We start from the raw sequence: 20500 nt of genomic DNA on the forward strand, positions 1-20500 counted from the left end.
GGGGCCTCCGCGCGGAGGCCCCGGCCGGTCGCGGGTCAGTGCGCGGCGCAGCCCGTCGTCGGCGCGGGCGCCGCGGCCGGCGCGCCGATCGTGGGCAGCCCGAGCAGCACCCCGGGGGTACGCGGGGAGCGTCCCGCCTCGGCCGCGTCGCCGGCCCGGGTGCGCCGGTGCGACAGCGGCTCGCCGTCGGCGTTGAGGTGGTGCGGGGCGGCGTACGTGACGGTGGTGTGCACGATGTCGCCGGGGCGGATCCGCCCGGCGAGGGAACCGGCGTCGAAGTGCACCAGGCGGCCGTCCCGGGCCCGGCCGGACATCCGTCCGGTGCGCTCGTCCTTGCGCCCCTCGCCGACGGCGACCAGCACCTCGACGGTCTCCCCCACGAGCTTCTTGTTCTCCGCCCAGGTGATCTCCTCGACGCAGGCGATCAGCCGCTCGTAGCGCTCCTGGACGACCTGCTTGGGCAGCTGGCCGTCCATGGTGGCGGCCGGGGTGCCGGGGCGCTTGGAGTACTGGAAGGTGAACGCCGAGGAGAACCGGGCCTCGCGGACCACGTCCAGGGTGCGCTCGAAGTCGGCGTCGGTCTCGCCCGGGAAGCCGACGATGATGTCCGTGGTGATCGCCGCGTCCGGCATCGCCGCCCGCACCTTGGAGATGATGCCCAGGTAGCGCTCCGCCCGGTACGAGCGGCGCATGGCCCGCAGCACGTCGTCGGAGCCGGACTGCAGCGGCATGTGCAGCGAGTGGCAGACGTTCGGCGTCTCGGCCATCGCGGCGATGACGTCGTCGGTGAAGTCCTTCGGGTGCGGGCTGGTGAACCGGACCCGCTCCAGCCCGTCGATGTCGCCGCAGGCCCGCAGCAGCTTGCCGAAGGCGAGCCGGTCGCCGAACTCCACACCGTAGGAGTTGACGTTCTGCCCGAGCAGGGTCACCTCCAGCACGCCCTCGTCGACCAGGGCGCGCACCTCGGAGAGGATGTCGCCGGGGCGGCGGTCCTTCTCCTTGCCGCGCAGGGAGGGCACGATGCAGAACGTGCAGGTGTTGTTGCAGCCGACGGAGATCGACACCCAGCCGGCGTACGTGGACTCGCGCCGGGTGGGCAGCGTCGAGGGGAAGACGTCGAGGGATTCGAGGATCTCCACCTCGGCGGCGGCGTTGTGCCGGGCCCGCTCCAGCAGCACCGGCAGCGACCCGATGTTGTGCGTGCCGAAGACCACGTCCACCCAGGGCGCCCTGCGGACGATCTCGCCGCGGTCCTTCTGGGCCAGGCAGCCGCCGACGGCGATCTGCATCCCCGGGTGCCTGTCCTTGACGGGGCGCAGGTGACCGAGGTTGCCGTAGAGCCGGTTGTCGGCGTTCTCCCGGACCGCGCAGGTGTTGAACACCACCACGTCCGGGTTGTCGTCGGCCTCGGCGGCGCGCACGTAGCCCGCCTGCTCCAGCAGCCCGGAGATGCGCTCGGAGTCGTGCACGTTCATCTGGCAGCCGTACGTGCGCACCTGGTAGGTGCGCGGGCTGCTCGCCGCTGCGGTAGTCATGACCCGCACAGCGTATCCGGGCCGAGAAGACCGAACGAACGAGGAGGAGCCGTGTGCCGGAGCATCAAGACCCTTCGTGAGCCGTACGTCCCCGAGGTGACCCCGGCGGACGTCGAGGCCGCGGCCTTGCAGTACGTCCGGAAGATCTCGGGCTTCCGCAAGCCCGCCGCGCACAACGCCGCGGCCTTCGACGCGGCGGTCGCCGCGGTCGCCGCGGCCACCGCGACCCTGCTGGAGCAGTTGGAGGTACGCGGCGGCCGCTCCGCCGGCCCGGCCCGCTGACCTCCGGCGCCCGGCGCGACCTCGCCCGATCCTGCTCGACAGCGGGCTCGGGCACGAGGTCGCGCCGGGGCCGGCCGGGTCAGGCGGCGGCGAGCGCGGGGAGCACCGAGTCCGGTGCCCAGCGCGAGCGGTGGCACTGCGACCAGCCGCGGCAGCGGGGATCGGCGTCGGTGCAGAGCCGCTGGTTGCCGAGCACCTCGCCGTCGTCGGTCTCCCGGACGTCGAAGTGCACCGGCCGGATCGTCCCGTCGGGGGCGACCAACAGGTGCCGGCCGGCGTCGAGGGTGTCGTCGCGCAGCAGGCAGTTGCGGTCCAGCAGCCGCGCCAGGGCGGCGATGCTGGCGTGCTCGGGCAGCCCGTCGGGCACGCCGTAGCAGTCCACGATCGTGGCGAACTCCCCCGGCGCCTGCCAGACGTCGCAGATCACCGCGTACGTCGGCAGCCGGGCCGGGTCCGCCGCCGCCAGGGGCATCACCACCCGACCGAGCGCCTCGGCCAGTGCCGGGTAGACCTCCACCGGCCGCACCTGGTCGATTCTCCAGTTCCACAGCTCGGTCATGCCGCCTCCTCGCTGTGCTCGTCCCACCGGCCTCCGGATCGGGCCTTACTGACGATGGTGGGGTGCATATGACCTCAGCCGGGGGCAAGTTACCGGTCTGTGACCATTCCGGGCAAAATTTCCTCGGGCGCCATTGCTCCGAGTAGCGGAAAGGTGACAGTTTATCGGGTACGGTGGCCCGCTGCGCGCTCCCCCGCCGGGCCGCGCCGCCGGTTTCCCGGCCCGGCCGGCGACGGCCGCTCCGGGCGCGCCGGCTCTCCGGCCCGCGCCGGTCAGCGCACGACCAGCCGGTGTTCGCCGGGAGGCAGCAGCTCGCCCACCACGGTGGCACCGGGCAGCTCGCCGGCGACCAGCAGACCGCCCGAGGTCTGCGCGTCGGCCAGCAGCAGCCGGTCGTCCTCGGCGACCCGGCCGAAGTCGGTCCACGGCGTGACCCAGTCCAGGTTGCGGCGGCTGCCGCCGCTGACGTGCCCGTCGCGCACCGCCTCCCGCGCGCCGTCCAGGTAGGGCACCCGGGCGGCGTCGATCGCCACCGTCAGCCGGCTCGCCCGGGCCAGTTTGGCGGCGTGCCCGAGCAGGCCGAAGCCGGTCACGTCGGTGCCGCAGCGGACGCCCGCCGCCACCGCCGCCCGCGCGGCGTCCCGGTTGAGGGTGGTCATCGCGGCGACCGCCTCGGGGAAGCTCTCCCCGGTGGTCTTGTGCCGGGTGTTGAGCACCCCGACGCCGAGGGGCTTGGTCAGCGACAGCGGCAGCCCCGGCCGGCCCGCGTCCAGGGTGATCAGCTCCTCGGGGCGGACCACCCCGGTGACGGCGAGCCCGTACTTGGGGCCCTCGTCGTCGACGCTGTGCCCGCCGGCGAGGTGGCAGCCGGCGTCCTGGGCCACGTCCTGCCCGCCGCGCAGCACCTCCCGGGCCAGTTCCAGCGGCAGCACGTCGCGCGGCCAGCAGAGCAGGTTGAGCGCGACGAGCGGGGTGCCGCCCATCGCGTACACGTCGGAGAGGGCGTTGGTGGCGGCGATCCGCCCCCAGTCGTACGCGTCGTCGACGACCGGGGTGAAGAAGTCGGCGGTGGCGACCAGGCCGGTGCGCTCGTCGAGCCGGACCACCGCCGCGTCGTCGCCGTGGTCCAGCCCGACGAGCAGGTCCGCGGTGCCCGTGGCCGGGCCGAGGCCGGCGACCATCGCCTCCAGCTCACCCGGGGGGATCTTGCAGGCGCATCCGCCGCCGCGGGCGTACCGGGTCAGCCGCACCGGTTCCGTCATCCCCACATGATCTCCACACCGCCCCGGCCGCGCCACCCCGGCGGACCGGTTTCGTGGTCAAAATCCGACTCCCGGCCTCGGCCGGAAACGGTGTTACCGCTCCGTGACCAACGGAGTTGCGCTCCGCCACATCCCCCCGCCTACAGTTGCCCACCGGGGGTCATCCGACCCCACGTGACGACAGGGACGGTGGACGACGTGACGACGGGCGAACCGCTCATCGTGCTGAACTCGGTCAACAAGTGGTTCGGGCCGCTGCACGTGCTGGACGACGTCTCACTGTCGGTCGGGCGCGGCGAGGTGGTTGTGGTCATCGGCCCGTCCGGCTCCGGCAAGTCGACGCTCTGCCGCACCATCAACCGGCTCGAGCCGATCACCTCCGGCACCATCACCTTCGACGGGCAGCCGCTGCCAGCCGAGGGCAAGGCGCTGGCGAAGCTGCGCAGCGAGGTCGGCATGGTCTTCCAGTCGTTCAACCTCTTCGCGCACAAGACGATCCTGGAGAACGTCACCCTCGGGCCGATCAAGGTCCGCAAGGAGAAGCCGGCGGCGGCGCGCGAGCGCGGCCTGGCCCTGCTGGACCGGGTCGGCATCGCCAACCAGGCCGACAAGTTCCCGGCCCAGCTCTCCGGCGGCCAGCAGCAGCGCGTCGCGATCGCGCGGGCGCTGGCCATGCAGCCCAAGGCGATGCTCTTCGACGAGCCGACCAGCGCGCTCGACCCGGAGATGGTCGGCGAGGTGCTGGACGTGATGACGTCGCTGGCCCGCGAGGGCATGACGATGGTCGTGGTGACCCACGAGATGGGCTTCGCCCGGCACGCGGCGAACCGGGTCATCTTCATGGCCGACGGCAAGCTCGTCGAGGACGCCCCGCCCGCCGAGTTCTTTGGCAACCCGCGCAGCGAGCGGGCCAAGGACTTCCTCTCCAAGATCCTCACGCACTAGGCGTCCGTACCCCGGAGCGCGCCGTCCCCCGGCGGGTTCCGTCGAAGAAGGAGATGAGTATGCGTATCAAGCGCGTGGCGGCGGTCGCCGCGGTCGCCGCCCTCTCGCTCGCCATGACCGCCTGCGGCGGCGACAGCGACAGCGGTTCCGGCGGTTCGTCCGCCAAGGGCATCGTCGGCAAGGCGCAGAGCCAGAAGAAGCTGGTCATCGGCGTCAAGGCCGACCAGCCGGGCCTGGGCCTGCAGACCGGCAGCCAGTACGAGGGCTTCGACATCGAGATCGGCAAGATCATCGCCAAGGGCCTCGGCGTGGACGCGAACAACATCGAGTGGAAGACCACCGTCTCCAACAACCGTGAGCCCTTCATCCAGCAGGGCACCGTCGACCTCGTCGTCGCGACCTACACGATCAACGACGAGCGCAAGAAGAAGGTCAACTTCGCCGGGCCGTACTTCATCGCCGGGCAGGACCTCCTGGTGAAGGCCGACTCGACGCTGGCCGGGCCGGAGGGCCTCGACGGCAAGACGGTCTGCTCCGTGTCCGGGTCGACCCCGGCCAAGCGGATCCAGACCGACTACCCGAAGGCCAAGCTCCAGCAGTTCGACTCGTACTCGAAGTGCCTGCCGCTGCTGGAGAAGGGCCAGGTCGACGCCGTCACCACCGACGACATCATCCTCGCCGGCTACGCCGCCCAGGACCAGTACGCCGGCAAGTTCAAGGTGGTCGGCAAGACCTTCTCCACCGAGCCCTACGGCATCGGCCTGAAGAAGGACGACAAGGACGGCTGCGAGAAGGTCAACGAGATCCTCAAGGCCGCCGCGGCGGACGGCAGCTACAAGGCCGCCTGGGACGCCACCCTGGGCAAGAGCGGCAAGGCCGCGCCCGAGCTGGACACCACCAAGCTGACCAACTGCGGCAGCGTCTGACAGTTCCGGGGCCGGCATCCGGAAGGATGCCGGCCTCGCCCTGTCCGGACGCCGACGACCTGCCCCGGGAGCCGACGCATGCACGTATTCGCTGACCCGACGAACTTCGACGCCTATCTGTCGGGCTTCCTCTGGATCCTCAAGCTGACCGGTGCCTCGGCAGTGTTCGCGCTGGTGCTCGGCGTGCTGCTGGCCGCGATGCGGGTCTCCCCGGTGCCCGTCCTGCGCGGCTTCGGGGCGGCCTGGGTCAACATCTTCCGCAACACCCCGCTGACCCTGGTGGTCTTCTTCTGCTACTTCGGCCTCTTCTCCACGCTGGGGCTGAGCCTGGCGGACGACCTGGACCTGAACAACTACTGGCTCGGGGTCGTGGGCCTGTCGGTCTACACCGCCGCGTTCGTCTGCGAGGCGATCCGCTCGGGCATCAACACGGTGCCCGCCGGCCAGGCCGAGGCCGCCCGCGCGGTCGGGCTGACCTTCGCCCAGACCCTGCGGATCGTCGTGCTGCCGCAGGCCGCCCGCTCGGTCGTCGCCCCGCTGGGCAGCATCCTGATCGCGCTCTGCAAGAACGCCACGATCGTCGGCACCATCGGGCTGATGGAGTCCTCCAACGTGATGAAGGACCTCATCAACAGCAACGGTGACGCGGTCATCCCGATCTTCCTGGTCTTCGCCGGCACGTTCGCCGCGCTCCTGATCCCGACCGGCTACTTCTTCGGCTGGCTGGCCAACCGACTGGCGGTGAAGCGCTGATGAGCACCAGCTCCATCCTCTACGACCACCCGGGGCCCCGGGCCAAGGTCCGCAACGCGGCGCTGACCGTCGTCTTCGGCGTCGCCCTGGTCGGCCTGCTCTGGTGGGTGTACGCCAAGTTCGACGAGGCCGGCCAGTGGGAGGGCTACCTCTGGCAGCCCTTCACGGAGACGGCCACCTGGACCCAGTTCATCGGCCCGGGCCTGCGGGCCACCCTCTGGGCGGCGGCCGTCGGCATGGTGCTCTCGCTCGCCTTCGGCATCATCTTCGCGGTCGGCCGGCTCTCCGACCACCGCTGGATCAGCATCCCGGCCGGCGCCGTGGTCGAGTTCTTCCGCGCCGTCCCGCTGCTGCTGATGATCTTCTTCATCTTCTACGGCGTGCCGTTCCTCATCCAGGGGCCGGTGCCGGCGTTCTGGGCCGTGGTGATCGGCCTGACGCTCTACAACGGCTCGGTGCTCGCCGAGGCGTTCCGGGCGGGCATCCGGTCGCTGCCCGGCGGCCAGGCCGAGGCGGCCTACGCGATCGGCATGCGCAAGAGCCAGGTCATGCAGCTCATCCTGATCCCGCAGGCGGCCCGCGCGATGCTGCCGGTGATCGTGAGCCAGCTCGTGGTGCTCCTCAAGGACACCGCGCTCGGCTACATCGTCGCCTACCCCGAGCTGCTCCAGCGCGGCGTCAACGACCTCTCCGCCAACAAGGGGAACGTGGTCGCCGCCGCGATCGTGGTGGCCGCCATCTACATCGTGATCAACTCGCTGCTCACCGCGCTCGCCACCTGGCTCGACCGGCGCGGCAGCCGGCGGGCGTACCGGATCGCGAAGCAGACCGTCCCGGACTCGACGCCGGCCGGCGGGGGCGCGGTGGCCGAGCCCCAGGGCTGAGCCGCACCGCCGCGGCAGGGTCATCCGACCGACGCCGTGCCCGGCCGCGAGGAGCGGCGGGGCACGGCGTCGGCGTTCCAGGGGCAGCTCGACAGCGTCGTGCGGTAGCCCGGCCGGAGGCATCGCGGACCTCGCCGCCGCCCCGCCGCGCGCGGTCGAGACGGTCGTCAGCGGGCGATCTCGGTGACCCGCGACTCGCGGACCACGGTGACCCGGATCTGACCCGGGTAGGTCAGCTCCTCCTCGATCTGCTTCGCCACGTCCCGGGCCAGCACGGCGGCGCCGATGTCGTCCACGTCGTCCGGCTTGACCATCACCCGGATCTCCCGACCGGCCTGCATGGCGAAGACCTTCTCCACGCCGAGCTTGCCCGCCGCGATCTCCTCGATCCGCTCCAGCCGCTTGACGTACGCCTCCAGGCTCTCCCGCCGTGCCCCGGGCCGTCCGCCGGAGCAGGCGTCGGACGCCTGGGTGAGCACGGCCTCGATGGTCTGCGGCGGCACCTCGTTGTGGTGCGCCTCGATGGCGTGGACGACGTCCTCGCTCTCGCCGTACTTGCGGGCCAGGTCGGCGCCGATGATGGCGTGGCTGCCCTCCACCTCGTGGGTGAGCGCCTTGCCGATGTCGTGCAGGAACGCCGAGCGCTTGATGGTCGGCACGTCGAGCCGCAGCTCGGCGGCCATGATGCCGGCGATGTGCGCGGTCTCCACCAGGTGCTTGAGCACGTTCTGCCCGTACGACGTCCGGTAGCGCAGCCGGCCGAGCAGGGTGACCAGCTCCGGGTGGATCTCGGTGATGCCGACCTCGACCAGGGCGTCCTCGGCGGCCCGCTGGCAGAGCTCCTCCACCTCGTGCCGGGCCAGGTCGTAGACCTCCTCGATCCGGTGCGGGTGGATCCGCCCGTCCAGGACCAGCTTCTCCAGGGTCAGCCGGCCGACCTCCCGGCGCACCGGGTCGAAGCAGGAGAGCAGCACCGCCTCGGGGGTGTCGTCGATGATCAGGTTGACGCCGGTGACCGACTCGAAGGCGCGGATGTTGCGGCCCTCCCGGCCGATGATCCGTCCCTTCATCTCGTCGCCGGGCAGGTGCAGGACGCTGACCACGCTCTCCGCGGTCTGCTCGCTGGCGACCCGCTGGATGGCGTCGACGACGATGTGCCGGGCGCGCTGCTCGGCGGTGTTGCGGGCGTCGGATTCGATGTCCCGGACCAGCAGCGCGGCCTCCCGCTTGGCCTGCACCTCGATCGCCTCGATCAGCTCCGCCCGGGCCGTGTCGGCGGTGAGGCCGGCGACCCGCTCCAGCTCCCGGCGGCGCCGCTCCTCCGCCTCGGCCAGCTCCGCCTCCCGCTGGTCGAGCGCGGCCTCGCGGGCGGCCAGGGCCGCGCTGGCGGCGCTGAGCTGCCGCTCCCGCTCGGCGAGGCGCTCCACCTCCTCGGTGTGCAGCCGCTCGCGCTCGTCCATCCGGGCCGCCCGCCGCTCCACCTCGGCGGCCTGCTCCCGGGTGGTGGCGGCGAGCACCGCGACCTCCCGTTCGCCGCTGCGCCGGGCCGTGGCCCGCAGCTGCTCCGCGTCCGCCTCGGCCTGCTTGTGGGCCCGTTCCAGGATGGTGTCGGCCTCGGCCCGGGCGTCGTCGAGCACCCGGCGCGCCTCGGCCCGGGCGGCCTTCGCCTCGGCCTTCGCGGCGGCGGCCTCGGCCCGGGCCGCCGCGGCGGCGGACTTCGCCACGTCGATCGTGCTGTTGGCCTCGTCGGCGGCGCTGCGGAGCGCGGCCAGGGACTGTTCCTGCCGGTCCTTCTCGGCGATGAAGGCGGGGTCCTCGGGCGCCGGCGCCACGCCGAGCCGGCGCACCGTCCGTACGCCGAGCAGCACCGCCCCGAGCACGACCACGGTCAGGACCAGCACCACCACGAGGATCAGCACGTCGAAACCGCTCATGCCGGCGCCCCGCTACGCCCGACGAGAACGGGGCCGGGCCCGACGTTCAGCCCGCTCATGTCGGCACCCCGGTGAACCTGCGCCGCCTCGCCATGGCCGCCTCCCCTGAACGTCGGGACCGCAGCGACGGTGCCGGTGGGCACGCACCCTGCGGCTGTGGACGCCCGACCGGAGCGACTGGCCGTGGGTAGGTTTCCGTCGACGGTGCCCACGCGGGGCATCGCCGGCGGCCGGGTGCAGTTGTCGCGCCAGCCTCGGAACGGCCTGTCCGAAGCTGCCGCCAGTGGCCGACGCGTCGACCAAAGTGATGCTGTTCTGTTACGCGATCTATGTTGTGCGCTTAGCCTGCGCTGGTCGGGCAATGTGAGCCTGTATGGCGAGGCTAGGTCTCTCGGGGCGGTCTGGTCAAGAACTCATGATCAAACCCCCCGAACGGAGAGAAGTTGTCACGTCACGGTGCGCTGACTGCACGACGGACACCAGCGGACAAGCCGGGCGGGCTGGGGACCGGCGCGGCACGTCAGCCCTGCTCAGGCCGGCCCGCGTGCCCGGAACGGGGGACGCCGGAGCCCCCGGGCATGTGACGGAACCGTCGGCCGTCGGCGGGGTCAGCGGGCGCCGGCGGCCACCGCCGCCGCCACGAGGTCGGCGTTGCCGGGCGCGAACGCCCCGTCGGGCAGCCACAGCGTGTCCTCCAGGCCGATGCGGCTGTGCAGGCCCCGGCGGACCGCCTCGGCGAGGATCGGCCAGGTCGCCGGGCCCTCGGCGTGCAGCAGCACCGGCGGGGCTCCGGCGGCGGGGGCCGGCAGCGCGGCGAGCATGTCGGCCGCGTCCGCGAGGGCGGCCTCCGCGTCCTCGGCCATGCACTCGATGAGGATCCGCCCCGCCGGCACCTGCCAGCCCTTGTACGCCTCGACCGCGTCGCGCGTCCAGAGCCCCGCCTCCACGAGGACACCCCGCTCGCGCAGCGCCGCGGCGACCGCCTCCGCGCCGGGCTCGTGCGCGTTGACCGAGGCGAAATCCGGCAACACCGTCCAGGCCCGGACGGCGGCCACCCGGGCGGCCGGGTCCGGCTCGATCCAGGCCCCGGTGCTCACCCCGACCGGCAGACCCGGGCTGGCGGCCCGGATCGCGTCCAGCGCGGCGGCGATCGCCGACGGGTGCAGGGACTCGCGGCCGGCGAGATCCCGCGGGTGCACGTGCACCGCCCCGGCGCCGAGCCCGGCGCAGCGGGCCGCGTCGGCGGCCAGGTCGGCCGGGGTGACCGGCACCGCCGGATGCTCGTCGCGCCCACGACCGCCGTTGAGGCACGCCTTCAGCACGGAACTCTCCCTCCGGTCGCGCTCACCCGAGGGAGCGGCTGTCCCGATCCGGGTCGCCCTCGGCGTCGGCGAGGGCGTCGGCGTCGATCTGCTCGGCGAACTCGGCCGCCTCGGCGCTCTGCGCGGCCAGCGCGTCCTTCACCGCCCGGATCGCCACGCCGGGCGGATAGCCCTTGCGGGCCAGCATGGCCACCAGGCGCCGGAAGACCGCGTCCGGCTCGCCGCGGGCGGACCGCAGCTTCCGCTCGACCAGGGCGCGGGCGGTCTCGGCCTCGGTCTCCTCGTCCAGCTCGCCGAGCGCCTCGCTGGCGACCTCGCCGTCGACGCCGCGCTGGCGCAGCTCGTTGGCGAGCGCCCGGCGGGCCAGGCCCCGGCCGGCGTGCCGGCTGGACACCCAGGCCCGCGCGAAGGCGGCGTCGTCGATGATGCCGACCTCGTCGTAGCGGTCGAGCACCTCCGCCGAGACCTCCTCGGAGATTCCCCGCTTCGCCAGCGCCCCGGCCAGCTCGGCCCGGGTGCGCGGCCGGACGGCGAGCTGGCGCAGGCAGATCTCCCGCGCCAGCTCCGCCTCGTCGCGCGGCGTGCCGGGGGGCGCCTCGGGGTCGGTCTCCTCGGCGTGACCGCGGCGGTGCCGGCGAGCCCGGGGGGTCGTGGTGCCGTCGCCCGTGCGAGGCGGACTGGCGTCCCAGCCCCGCCCCGTGCGGGCGCGTCGTCCTGCCACGGGTCAGCGACCGGTCAGAAGTCGACCGGCGGCAGCTCCGGGCCACCGGCGGCGTCGCCCGCGCCGACCCCGACGCCGAGCTTCTCCAGGATCTTCTTCTCGATCTCGGCGGCCACGTCCGGGTTCTCCTTGAGGAACTCCCGGGCCTTCTCCTTGCCCTGGCCGAGCTGGTCGCCGTCGTAGGTGTACCAGGCGCCGGACTTGCGGATGATCGCCTGCTCGACGCCCACGTCGATCAGCGAGCCCTCGCGGGAGATGCCCTTGCCGTACATGATGTCGAACTCGGCCTGCTTGAACGGCGCGGCGACCTTGTTCTTCACGACCTTGACCCGGGTGCGGTTACCGACCACGTCGGTGCCGTCCTTGAGGCTCTCGATGCGGCGCACGTCGAGCCGGACCGAGGCGTAGAACTTCAGCGCCCGACCACCCGTGGTGGTCTCGGGGCTGCCGAACATCACGCCGATCTTCTCGCGGAGCTGGTTGATGAAGATCGCGGTGGTGCCGGTGTTGTTGAGCACGCCGGTGATCTTCCGCAGCGCCTGGCTCATCAGCCGGGCCTGGAGACCCACGTGGCTGTCGCCCATCTCGCCCTCGATCTCGGCGCGCGGCACCAAGGCCGCCACCGAGTCGATCACGATGATGTCGATCGCGCCGGAGCGGACCAGCATGTCGGCGATCTCCAGCGCCTGCTCGCCGGTGTCCGGCTGGGAGACCAGCAGGGCGTCGGTGTCGACGCCGAGGGCCTTCGCGTATTCCGGGTCGAGCGCGTGCTCGGCGTCGACGAAGGCGGCGATGCCGCCGGCCCGCTGGGCGTTGGCCACCGCGTGCAGGGCGACCGTGGTCTTACCGCTGGACTCCGGACCGTAGATCTCGACGACCCGGCCGCGGGGCAGGCCGCCCACGCCGAGCGCCACGTCGAGCGCGATCGAGCCGGTGGGGATCACCGAGGTCTGGATGACGGGCCGCTCCCCCAGCCGCATCACCGAACCCTTGCCGAACTGCTTGTCGATCTGAGCGAGAGCAAGGTCGAGTGCCTTCTCCCGGTCGGGCCCTGCGGCCATGTTTGCCACCCCTGCCTTCGCCGGCGTCTTTCCTGAGCTTCGCGTCACGCGGGACACGCTAGGCGCTGGGTCCGACAGAAAACCAGCCGACCGGCCGCGAGCTGTGGACGAGCACCCCGCTGTGGACAATAGCCGAACAGGTGTACGAGTCGGCAAGCGACACGCGGAAGCGGCGAAATGGCTGCTCAGCGTAGCCGCGCGGGCACCCGGTCGGGATAGGCGGCGCAGACCGCGCGCCACACCACGTGCGCCTGCTCACCCGAGGCGAGCGCCTGCTCGATGGTCCGACCGTCGAGCTGGGAGAGCACCTGGTCGCGGGCGATGCTGGCCGCGTAGGCGGAGCCGAACGCCTCCTCCAGCCGGGACCAGAAGTCGGTCAGCCGCACGTGATCAGTCCTCCTCGTCCGGTGCGCCCGCCGGCACCGGCCGCAACGCTAGCGCCACCAGGGGCACCACCGCGACCGCCGCGAGCAGGGCGAGCACCGGATAACCCGCCACCTCCATGACAAACCCGCTGAGCGCCCCGGCGGCGGCGCCGGCCAGCCCCATGGTCAGGTCGGAGAGCCCCTGGACGCTCGGCCGGATCCCGACCGGCACCGACTCCGACAGCAGGGTGGAGCCGGCCACCATGGTCCCCGACCAGCCCAGGCCGAGCAGGAACAGCCCGATCGAGAGCCGGGTCGTGTGGTGCCCGGCGGTGCCGGCGACCGCGCACGCCACCAGCAGCACCCCGACGCCGCCGAGGATCACCGCCCGGCGGCCGAGCCGGTCCGTGAGCCAGCCGGCCACCGGGGCGAGGGCGTACATGCCGGCGATGTGCAGGCTCAGCACGAGGCCGACCACCCGCAGCACGTCGGCGTCGTCGTGCCACTCGTGCAGGCGCACCGGGGTCATCACCATCACCGCGACCATGACCAGGTGCCCGACCGCCACCGCGGCGATGCCGAGCCGGGCGGCCGGGCGCGTGCGTACCACCGACCAGGCGGCCCGCATGCCGGCGGCGCGCCGGCCGGTCGACGCCGGTGTGGCGACGGCGTCCGGCGGCGGGGTGACGGCGGGCGCGGCGCCGGGCGGGGTGACCGCCGGGGCGGCGGCCGCCGCCAGCCGGCGCGCGGTGAGCAGCGGGTCGGGTCGCAACAGCGCCAGGATCACCCCGGCGGCCAGCGCCAGCGCGACGGCGCTGAACGCGAACGGACCGGCCAGCGTCGGCAGGCCCCAGCCGCTGGTGGTGCGGTCCGCGAGCGCGGCGAAGTTCGGCGCGGCGACCGCGCCGATGGTGGTGGCCCAGACGATCAGCGAGAGCTGGCGGCCCCGGCGCGCCGGCTCGGCGAGGTCCACCGCGGCGTAGCGGGCCTGGAGGTTGGCCGCGCTGCCGCCGCCGAAGAGGAGCATGCCGAGGAAGAGCAGCGGGATCCAGCGGGTGACGGCGGCGAGGACCACCAGCCCGCCCCCGGCCGCGCCGGCGAGATAGGCCAGGACCAGGCCGGGCCGCCGACCGTGGCCGGTCATGATCCGGGTGACCGGCACCGCGAGCAGGGCCCCGCCCACCACGGCGGCGCTGCTCACCAGGCCGGCCACGGCGGTGCCGGCGATGTCGGCGGCGAGCAGCGCCCCGACCGCGACGCCGACCGTCACCCCGATCCCGCCGACGATCTGGGTGACGAAGAGCAGCCGGAGGGTACGCCGCTGGATCGGCGCGACGTCGGGCGCGGTCAGCGGCGCGACGAGGTCGGTGGCCATCGGCGGCTCCTTCGGCGGTAAGGGGCGGGGTGCCGCCCCATCCTTGCGCACCCGCTCCGCCGCCCCGCAGCCGGTTTCGCTACAGGCCGAGACCGCGGCCGATGATCTCCTTCATGATCTCGGTGGTGCCGCCGTAGATCGTCTGCACCCGCCCGTCCAGCCAGGCCTTCGCCACCGGGTACTCCAGCATGTAGCCGTAGCCGCCGTGCAGCTGCACGCAGCGGTCGGCGACCCTGTTCTGCAGCTCGGTGGTCCACCACTTCGCCTTGGCGGCGTCGGTGACCGAGAGCCGGCCGGCACCGTACTCGGCGACGCAGTGGTTGACGAAGGTGCGCGCGATGGTGACCTCGGTGTCCAGCTCGGCCAGGAGGAAGCGGTTGTGCTGGAACGACCCGATCGGCCGGCCGAACGCCTCCCTGGTGCGGGCGTGGTCGAGGGTGAGCGCGAGCAGCCGCTCGCAGGCGGCCACCGCGGCGACCGCGATGCTGAGCCGCTCCCGGGGCAGGTTGGCCATCAGGTGGTAGAAGCCGTGGTTCTCGGTGCCGACGAGGTTCTCCGCCGGCACCCGGCAGTCGGAGAAGAACAGCTCGGCGGTGTCGTTGGCCTTCAGGCCGACCTTGGCCAGCCGCCGGCCCCGTGCGAAGCCGGGAGTGCCCGCCTCCACCGCGACCAGGCTCACCCCGTGCGCGCCCTGGTCCGGCGCGGTGCGGACGACCACGACCACCAGGTCGGCCAGCTCCCCGTTGGTGATGAAGGTCTTCTGGCCGTTGAGCACCCAGCTGTCGCCGTCGCGGACCGCGCTGGTGCGGATCCCGGCGAGGTCGGAGCCGGCACCGGGCTCGCTCATCGCGATCGCCGTGACCAGGTCGCCGGAGCAGAAGCCGGGCAGCCAGCGCTTGCGCTGCTCCGCCGTGGTCAGCTCGGTCAGGTACGGCGCCACCACGTCGTTGTGCAGGCCGAAGCCGAGCCCGGTGCAGCCGGCGGCGACGATCTCCTCGTCCAGCACCGCGTTGAACCGGAAGTCGCGCTGCCCGCCGCCGCCGTACTCCGGGTCGACGTCCATGCCCAGCAGGCCGGCCGCCCCGGCCCGGCGCCACACCTCGCGGTCGACGATCCCGTCGGCCTCCCAGCGCTCGTGGTGGGGTACGGCCTCCCGGCTGAGGAACTCACGGCACAGCGCGCGGAAGTCCTCGTGGTCGCGCTCGTAGAGATGCTGCTCCATGGCGGCCAGTGTGGCACCGCCCGCCGGCCCTGCCCAGGGGCCGACGGCTCAGCCGGCGAGGGCGCGGGCGGCCACGGTGAGGTCGGCGACCAGCCCGTCGTACGCCTTGTCCTGGTCGTCGGCGCGGAGCACGGCGGACGGGTGGATGGTGGCCAGCAGCCGGGCCGGCGGCGCGTCGGCGACGGTGCCCTTCGCGTCCACGGGCACCCGCTGGAAGTCCTCCGGGTGCTGGGCCGACGCCGGCCAGGGCAGCAGCTCGCCGCGCTGCCGGGTGACCCGGAACGTCGGGCCGAGCAGCGCCTTGGCCGCGGTCGCGCCGAGCACCACGACGATCTCCGGACGCAGCTGGGCGAACTCGGCCACCAGCCAGGGCCGGCAGGCGGTGACGTGCACCCGGTCCGGGGTCTGGTGGATGCGCCGCTTGCCGCGCAGCTCGAACCTGAAGTGCTTCACGGCGTTCGTGAGGTAGATGTGCCCCGGGTCGAGCCCGGCGTCGTCGACCGCCCTGCGCAGCAGCCGGCCGGCCGGGCCGACGAACGGCAGCCCCTTCTGGTCCTCCATGTCGCCGGGCTGCTCGCCGACGAAGACCACCCGGGCGCCGGCGTCGCCGCGGCCGAACACGGTCTGCGACGCGTCCCGGTACAGCTCGCAGCCCCGGCAGCCGGCGGCGGCGGCACGCAGGTCGTCGAGGGTGTCGGCCCGCGGCGGGATGAACTGCTGCGCGCCCGGCGCGGTCTCGGTCTGCTCGGCCATGGCGACTGTTCTACCCCGCCCGCCGCCGGTCACGCGCGGGGACCCGCCGCAACGCGCGCCGGCGGGCGGGCCGCACGCCGCGGAGCCGCCGCGACGGCCCCGGCGGCCTCACGCGGTGAAGCCGCCGGAGAGCGCGGGACGGACCGCCCGGGCCACCGCTCCGGCCAGCGCCGGGATCTCCGCCTCGTCGAGCGGGCTGACGGTGATCCGCAACCCCGGCGGGCCGGCGATCCGGTAGAGCGCGCCGGGCGCGACCGCCCAGCCGGCGTCGCGCAGGGCGGTCAGCGCGCTGGTCTCGTCGGTCACCGGCAGCCAGACGTTGATGCCGCTGCGGCCGTGGGCGGCGAGTCCGTGGCCGGCGAGCGCGTCGACCAGGGCCGCGCGCCGCCGCTCGTAGCTGGCGGCCGCGTCGTCCACCAGCCGGGCCGCCGCGGGGTCGCGCCACAGCGACAGGACCAGCCGTTGCAGCACGGTGGAGACCCAGCCGGCGCCGACCCGGGCCCGGCCGGCCACCCGGGCCACCGTCGTCTCGTCCCCGACCAGCACGGCCAGCCGCAGGTCGGGCCCGAAGGGCTTGCTCACCGAGCGGACGAAGGCCCACGTCGGGGTCGCCCCGGCGAGCGGGTGCAGCGGTACGCGGGCCAGCTCGGCGGCGTGGTCGTCCTCGATCAGCAGCAGGTCGGACCGGCCGGCGAGCAGGGCGCGCAGCTCCTCGGCCCGCTCGGCGGAGACGGCCGCGCCGGTGGGATTCTGCGCCCGGCTGGTCACGATCAGCGCCCGCGCGCCGGCGGCGAGGGCGGCCCGGACGCCGCCGACGAGCGGACCGTCGTCGTCGACCGGCACCCCGATCGGCCGCAGCCCGAGCGCGGCGACCAGGTCGAGCAGGTTGGCCCAGCCCGGATCCTCGACCGCGACCGCGTCGCCGGGGCGCAGGTGCGCGCCGAGCAGCCGTTCGATGCCGTCCAGCGCGCCGCCGGTGAGGGTCAGCTCCGCCGCCGGCACGCCGTCGGCGGCCAGCCGCTCGCGGGCGACCACGGCCAGCTCGGGCAGCACACCGGCGGCGGCGTAGCCGACGGGCGGCCCGGCGTCGGCGGCGAGGCCGGCCAGGTGCGCGCCCAGCGGCGGCAGCAGCCGCGCGTCCGGCTCGCCCAGGGACAGGTCGCGCAGCCCGGGGGCGGGCGGGCGCAGCGCGGAGCGGCGGGCCGCCACCGGCGGGCGGGGCCGGACCCGGGTGCCGTGTCGGCCGGCGGTCACCACCAGCCCCCGCTGGCGCAGCTCCTGATAGGCCCGGGCCACGGTGGCCGGGCTGACGGCGAGCTGGGCGGCGAGCGCCCGCACCGCCGGCAGGGGGGCGCCGGGAGCGAGGGCGGCGGCGCGGATGCCCGACTCGATGCTGGCCGAAATCTCGACGGCCGTCGTACCGACGACCTGATAGCGTGCTGACACAAATCGGAGATTGTACTAGAACAAAGGCGGGAGCATGTACGCACGCACCGATCGGACCACCGCCAGCCGCTCCCGGGACCGGATGAGCTACGACGCCGCCGCCGCGCACGCGGTCCTCGACGAGGCGTACCACTGCGCGCTCGCGTTCACCGTCGACGGCGAGCCGAGGGTGCTGCCCACCCTGCACGTACGCATCGGCGACACCCTCTACCTGCACGGCTCGACCGGCAGCCGGCCGCTGCTCGCGGCCCGGGGCGAGGGGCTGCCGGTCAGCGTCGCGGTGACCCTGCTCGACGGCCTCGTCTACGCCCGCTCCCAGTTCCACCACAGCGCCAACTACCGGTCGGTGGTCGCGCACGGCACGGCGCACCTGGTGACCGACGAGCGGGAGAAGGCGCGGATGCTCACCGCCCTGGTGGAGAAGGTCGGCGCCGGGCGCAGCGGCGACAGCCGCCCGCCGAGCCGGAGGGAACTGGCCGAGACGGCCGTGCTGGCCCTGCCGCTGCGCGAGGTCTCCGTCCGCGCCCGCACCGGCGGCGTACGCGAGGACGAGGCGGACCGGGCGCTGCCGCACTGGGCCGGGGTGGTGCCGCTGCGGCTCACCGCCGGGCTGCCCGAGCCGGACGCCGGGGTGGGCGCGCCGGTGCCGGCGTACCTGCGGCCGGCCCGCTCGCCATGGCTCGACCCGGCGGTGCTGCGCGGGGATCACGTGGTGCTGGAGCCGCTCGACCTCACGCACGCCGACGAGCTGTACGCCGCCACCACCGACCCGGAGGTCTGGCGGCACCTGGGCAACGCCCAGCCGGCCGACGCCGCCGCGACGGCCGAGGTGGTCGCCGCCGCGCTCGCCGGGCACCACCGGGGCGAGCGGGTGCCGTGGGTGCAGCGCTGCGCCGTCACCGGCGCGGTGGTCGGCACCACCTCCTACTACGAGGTGGACCCGGAACGCCGGTCGGTGGCGATCGGGTACACCTTCCTCGGCCGGCCGTGGTGGCGTACCGGGATCAACACCGAGGCGAAGCTGCTGCTGCTCACCCGCGCCTTCGACGAGCTGGGTGCGGTGCGGGTGGTCTGGCACACCGACATCCGCAACGAGCGCTCGCAGCGGGCGATCGAGCGCCTCGGCGCGTCCCGCGAGGGGGTGCTGCGGATGCACAAGCAGCGCCCGGACGGCTCGTGGCGGGACACCGTGCAGTATTCGATGACCGTCGACGAGTGGCCGAACGCACAGGTCGCGCTGCGGGAAAGGCTTCGCCGGACGGCACCGGCGGCACGATGATGACGGGCGTGCTGGGCATCACCGACATCTGGACGTACGTGCTGGGCACCGTGGCGATCATCCTGCTGCCCGGTCCCAACTCCCTCTTCGTGCTCTCCACCGCCGCGCAACGGGGCGTGGCCGCCGGCTACCGGGCCGCCGGCGGGGTCTTCGTCGGCGACGGGGTGCTGATGTTCCTCTCCGCCGCCGGGGTGGCGTCGCTGCTCAAGGCGTACCCGCCGCTCTTCCTGGTGATCAAGTACGCCGGCGCCGCGTACCTCGGCTATGTGGGGTTGACGATGCTGCGCGGCGCCTGGCGGCGCTGGCGCGACCGCAACGACCCGACCACGCCGCGGCTCATCGACGCCGCGGAGCCGGCGGCGATGCGCAGCCCGTTCCGCAAGGCGCTGGTGATCAGCCTGCTCAACCCGAAGGCGATCCTGTTCTTCGTCTCGTTCTTCATCCAGTTCGTGGACCCGGGCTACGCGTGGCCGGCGCTGTCGTTCCTGCTGCTCGGGCTGATCGCCCAGGTCACCAGCGCGCTCTACCTGACCGCGCTGATCTTCGCCGGGACGTTCCTGGCGGCCCAGTTCCGCCGGCGCCGCCGCCTCGCCGCGGGCGCCACCACGGGCGTCGCCGCCCTCTTCCTCGGCTTCAGCCTCAAACTAGCCACCGCCACGGTCTGACCCTCGCCCCCCCACCCGCCCGCGATCCTGCACTTTCCGTCCCCGTCATGCGCGGTCGCCCGATATGCCGGGGCAGGAAGTGCGAGATCGACGCGGCAGGGGGCGGGGCGGGTCAGGTGCCGTCGCCGCCGCCGGAGCCGCCGACGCCGGCCCCGCCGGCGGTGCCGCCGAGCCCGAAGCCGGGGTGCAGGGGCTCGTCCGGCGGGCGGCTGACGTGCGCGGACTCGGAGATGGTGGCGGACCAGTCGGCGTGCGCGGCGGCCGCGGCGTGCCGGTTGATGGCCTCGCGCAGCCAGCCGTCCACCGTCGCGACCCAGTCCCGCCGGTCCGCGCCCACGTGCCAGATTCGGAAGCGGCTGATGCTCTGGTGGGTGATCCCGGCCAGGGCCAGCCGGCGGTCCATCCAGAAGATGACCTCCAGCCCGGCCGGGTTGGCGATGAAGATCAGCTCCAGCTCGGTGATCGGCCCGGCGTAGAGCGGCGCCACCCAGAATCCCAGCCGCTGGTGCAGCGGCAGGGTCTGCTCCACCCCCGGCAGCCGGGCGTCGACCAGACCGGCCTGGCGCATGCTGAAGCCCAGCGTGTCCAGGGCCGCCAGGATGTGCGCCTGGGTGGGCAGCGGGTGCACGAAGACCGGCACCATCGCGCCCTGGTCGAGCCGCGGCTCGATCGCCACCTCGGTGCGCAGCCCCATCCGCAGGCTGAGCAGGGGCACCCCGCCGAAGACGGTCACCGGGGTCTCCCACGGCAGCGGGAACTCGAACGGGATCGAGCGGCCCCGCCCGGCCCGCAGCACGAAGCCGTCGGCCACGGTCGCCTGGTGGAACTGCACCAGGCGGCGCGGCGCCTCCGGGTCGTCCGGCTCCGCCGTGGTGACCAGGCCGAGCCGCACGTGCAGCACCGGCACGTCGGCCGAGCCGGCGATGACCGTGACCCGGCCGGGCAGCCGCAGGCCGGGGCGGGTGCTCGGGTTGGCCAGGGCGGTGCGGACGGACAGCCCGGTCCACCCGGACTCCGGCGACACCCCGGTCAACCGCACCCGCACTCCCCCGTCGCATCCGGCCCTCGCGGGCGGGCCCGCCCCAGAGCGGCGCCACCCGACCAGCCTCGCGGCCCGCCCCGACGGACTCCGCGCGCGACCAGCCTCGCGCCCCCGGATCAGCCTCGCGGACCGGGCGGGGGGGGGGGGGGGGGGGGGGGGGGGGGGGGGG

Annotated in this window: 20 protein-coding genes; 7 read left to right on the top strand and 13 right to left on the bottom strand. The window is 73.9% G+C overall.

Translation table 11 applies throughout. The features are described 5' to 3' along the window. Window positions 1–35: 35 nt before the first annotated feature. Window positions 36–1535, bottom strand: coding sequence for a tRNA (N6-isopentenyl adenosine(37)-C2)-methylthiotransferase MiaB (gene miaB / locus ACSNOB_RS26910; protein WP_436689537.1), 1500 nt, complete (start codon window positions 1533–1535; stop codon window positions 36–38). Between the two features lie 51 nt (window positions 1536–1586). Here miaB and ACSNOB_RS26915 point away from each other — a divergent pair, with 51 nt between their 5' ends. Further along, window positions 1587–1817 carry a DUF2277 family protein gene (locus ACSNOB_RS26915; protein ID WP_393104747.1) on the top strand — a complete coding sequence of 77 codons (231 nt, stop codon included), beginning with the start codon at window positions 1587–1589 and terminating at the stop codon, window positions 1815–1817. A gap of 79 nt (window positions 1818–1896) precedes the next feature. On the opposite strand, the gene ACSNOB_RS26920 is transcribed toward ACSNOB_RS26915, so the two are convergent. Together ACSNOB_RS26920 and selD are read right to left on the bottom strand one after the other, a co-directional pair. Next, window positions 1897–2376, bottom strand: a complete 480-nt coding sequence (locus tag ACSNOB_RS26920) for a hypothetical protein (RefSeq protein ID WP_436689539.1) — start codon at window positions 2374–2376, stop codon at window positions 1897–1899. Between the two features lie 272 nt (window positions 2377–2648). Continuing rightward, on the bottom strand, window positions 2649–3644 hold the full coding sequence (gene selD, locus ACSNOB_RS26925; RefSeq protein WP_436689541.1) for a selenide, water dikinase SelD: 996 nt from the start codon (window positions 3642–3644) through the stop codon (window positions 2649–2651). 183 nt (window positions 3645–3827) lie between these two features. On the opposite strand from selD, the gene ACSNOB_RS26930 reads away from it, so the two are divergent. The 4 genes from ACSNOB_RS26930 (at window position 3828) to ACSNOB_RS26945 (ending at window position 7146) form a co-directional block, all read left to right on the top strand. Next, entirely contained in the window at window positions 3828–4583 is a 756-nt protein-coding gene (locus ACSNOB_RS26930; protein WP_393105292.1) for an amino acid ABC transporter ATP-binding protein, read from the top strand. Window positions 4584–4642: 59 nt separating this feature from the next. Then, window positions 4643–5509, top strand: a complete 867-nt coding sequence (locus ACSNOB_RS26935; protein WP_436689543.1) for a glutamate ABC transporter substrate-binding protein — start codon at window positions 4643–4645, stop codon at window positions 5507–5509. Between the two features lie 78 nt (window positions 5510–5587). Then, window positions 5588–6262, top strand: a complete 675-nt coding sequence (locus ACSNOB_RS26940; RefSeq protein WP_436689545.1) for an amino acid ABC transporter permease — start codon at window positions 5588–5590, stop codon at window positions 6260–6262. Then, window positions 6262–7146 carry an amino acid ABC transporter permease gene (locus ACSNOB_RS26945; protein ID WP_436689547.1) on the top strand — a complete coding sequence of 295 codons (885 nt, stop codon included), beginning with the start codon at window positions 6262–6264 and terminating at the stop codon, window positions 7144–7146. Before ACSNOB_RS26940 ends, ACSNOB_RS26945 begins: the two co-directional genes overlap by 1 nt. Before the next feature lie 167 nt (window positions 7147–7313). Here the strand turns inward: ACSNOB_RS26945 and rny are convergent, their stop codons facing one another. The 9 genes from rny to ACSNOB_RS26990 all read right to left on the bottom strand — a co-directional run bounded on the left by rny (window position 7314) and on the right by ACSNOB_RS26990 (window position 17345). Beyond that, window positions 7314–9080 carry a ribonuclease Y gene (gene rny / locus ACSNOB_RS26950; protein ID WP_436689549.1) on the bottom strand — a complete coding sequence of 589 codons (1767 nt, stop codon included), beginning with the start codon at window positions 9078–9080 and terminating at the stop codon, window positions 7314–7316. A 608-nt stretch (window positions 9081–9688) separates the two neighbouring features. Further along, window positions 9689–10402, bottom strand: coding sequence for a 3-keto-5-aminohexanoate cleavage protein (locus tag ACSNOB_RS26955; protein WP_436689551.1), 714 nt, complete (start codon window positions 10400–10402; stop codon window positions 9689–9691). 22 nt (window positions 10403–10424) lie between these two features. Then, window positions 10425–11123 (bottom strand): regulatory protein RecX, encoded by a 699-nt coding sequence (locus ACSNOB_RS26960; RefSeq protein WP_436689553.1) that lies wholly within the window; start codon window positions 11121–11123, stop codon window positions 10425–10427. A gap of 14 nt (window positions 11124–11137) precedes the next feature. Then, window positions 11138–12184, bottom strand: coding sequence for a recombinase RecA (gene recA, locus ACSNOB_RS26965; RefSeq protein ID WP_088978017.1), 1047 nt, complete (start codon window positions 12182–12184; stop codon window positions 11138–11140). Between the two features lie 185 nt (window positions 12185–12369). Then, the gene (locus tag ACSNOB_RS26970) at window positions 12370–12570 is read right to left on the bottom strand and encodes a DUF3046 domain-containing protein (RefSeq protein ID WP_393104765.1); all 201 of its coding nucleotides are present in this window, start codon (window positions 12568–12570) and stop codon (window positions 12370–12372) included. 4 nt (window positions 12571–12574) lie between these two features. Then, the gene (locus ACSNOB_RS26975; RefSeq protein ID WP_436689556.1) at window positions 12575–13924 is read right to left on the bottom strand and encodes an MFS transporter; all 1350 of its coding nucleotides are present in this window, start codon (window positions 13922–13924) and stop codon (window positions 12575–12577) included. Window positions 13925–14003: 79 nt separating this feature from the next. Continuing rightward, the gene (locus tag ACSNOB_RS26980) at window positions 14004–15146 is read right to left on the bottom strand and encodes an acyl-CoA dehydrogenase family protein (protein WP_436689558.1); all 1143 of its coding nucleotides are present in this window, start codon (window positions 15144–15146) and stop codon (window positions 14004–14006) included. A 48-nt stretch (window positions 15147–15194) separates the two neighbouring features. Continuing rightward, window positions 15195–15899, bottom strand: a complete 705-nt coding sequence (locus ACSNOB_RS26985) for a UdgX family uracil-DNA binding protein (protein WP_436689560.1) — start codon at window positions 15897–15899, stop codon at window positions 15195–15197. 108 nt (window positions 15900–16007) lie between these two features. Continuing rightward, window positions 16008–17345, bottom strand: coding sequence for an aminotransferase class I/II-fold pyridoxal phosphate-dependent enzyme (locus ACSNOB_RS26990; protein ID WP_436689562.1), 1338 nt, complete (start codon window positions 17343–17345; stop codon window positions 16008–16010). 34 nt (window positions 17346–17379) lie between these two features. Here ACSNOB_RS26990 and ACSNOB_RS26995 point away from each other — a divergent pair, with 34 nt between their 5' ends. Further along, on the top strand, window positions 17380–18624 hold the full coding sequence (locus ACSNOB_RS26995) for a bifunctional pyridoxamine 5'-phosphate oxidase family protein/GNAT family N-acetyltransferase (protein ID WP_436689564.1): 1245 nt from the start codon (window positions 17380–17382) through the stop codon (window positions 18622–18624). Further along, a complete protein-coding gene (leuE, locus tag ACSNOB_RS27000) occupies window positions 18621–19289 on the top strand; it encodes a leucine efflux protein LeuE (RefSeq protein ID WP_436689566.1) in 669 nt (222 codons plus the stop codon). The genes ACSNOB_RS26995 and leuE overlap by 4 nt, the downstream gene beginning before the upstream one ends. Before the next feature lie 112 nt (window positions 19290–19401). On the opposite strand, the gene ACSNOB_RS27005 is transcribed toward leuE, so the two are convergent. Further along, window positions 19402–20328 carry a sporulation protein gene (locus ACSNOB_RS27005; protein WP_436689568.1) on the bottom strand — a complete coding sequence of 309 codons (927 nt, stop codon included), beginning with the start codon at window positions 20326–20328 and terminating at the stop codon, window positions 19402–19404. Between the last annotated feature and the right edge of the window lie 172 nt (window positions 20329–20500).

Origin of the sequence: Micromonospora sp. URMC 106, from assembly GCF_051386395.1 — a bacterium.
GTDB lineage: Bacteria > Actinomycetota > Actinomycetes > Mycobacteriales > Micromonosporaceae > Micromonospora.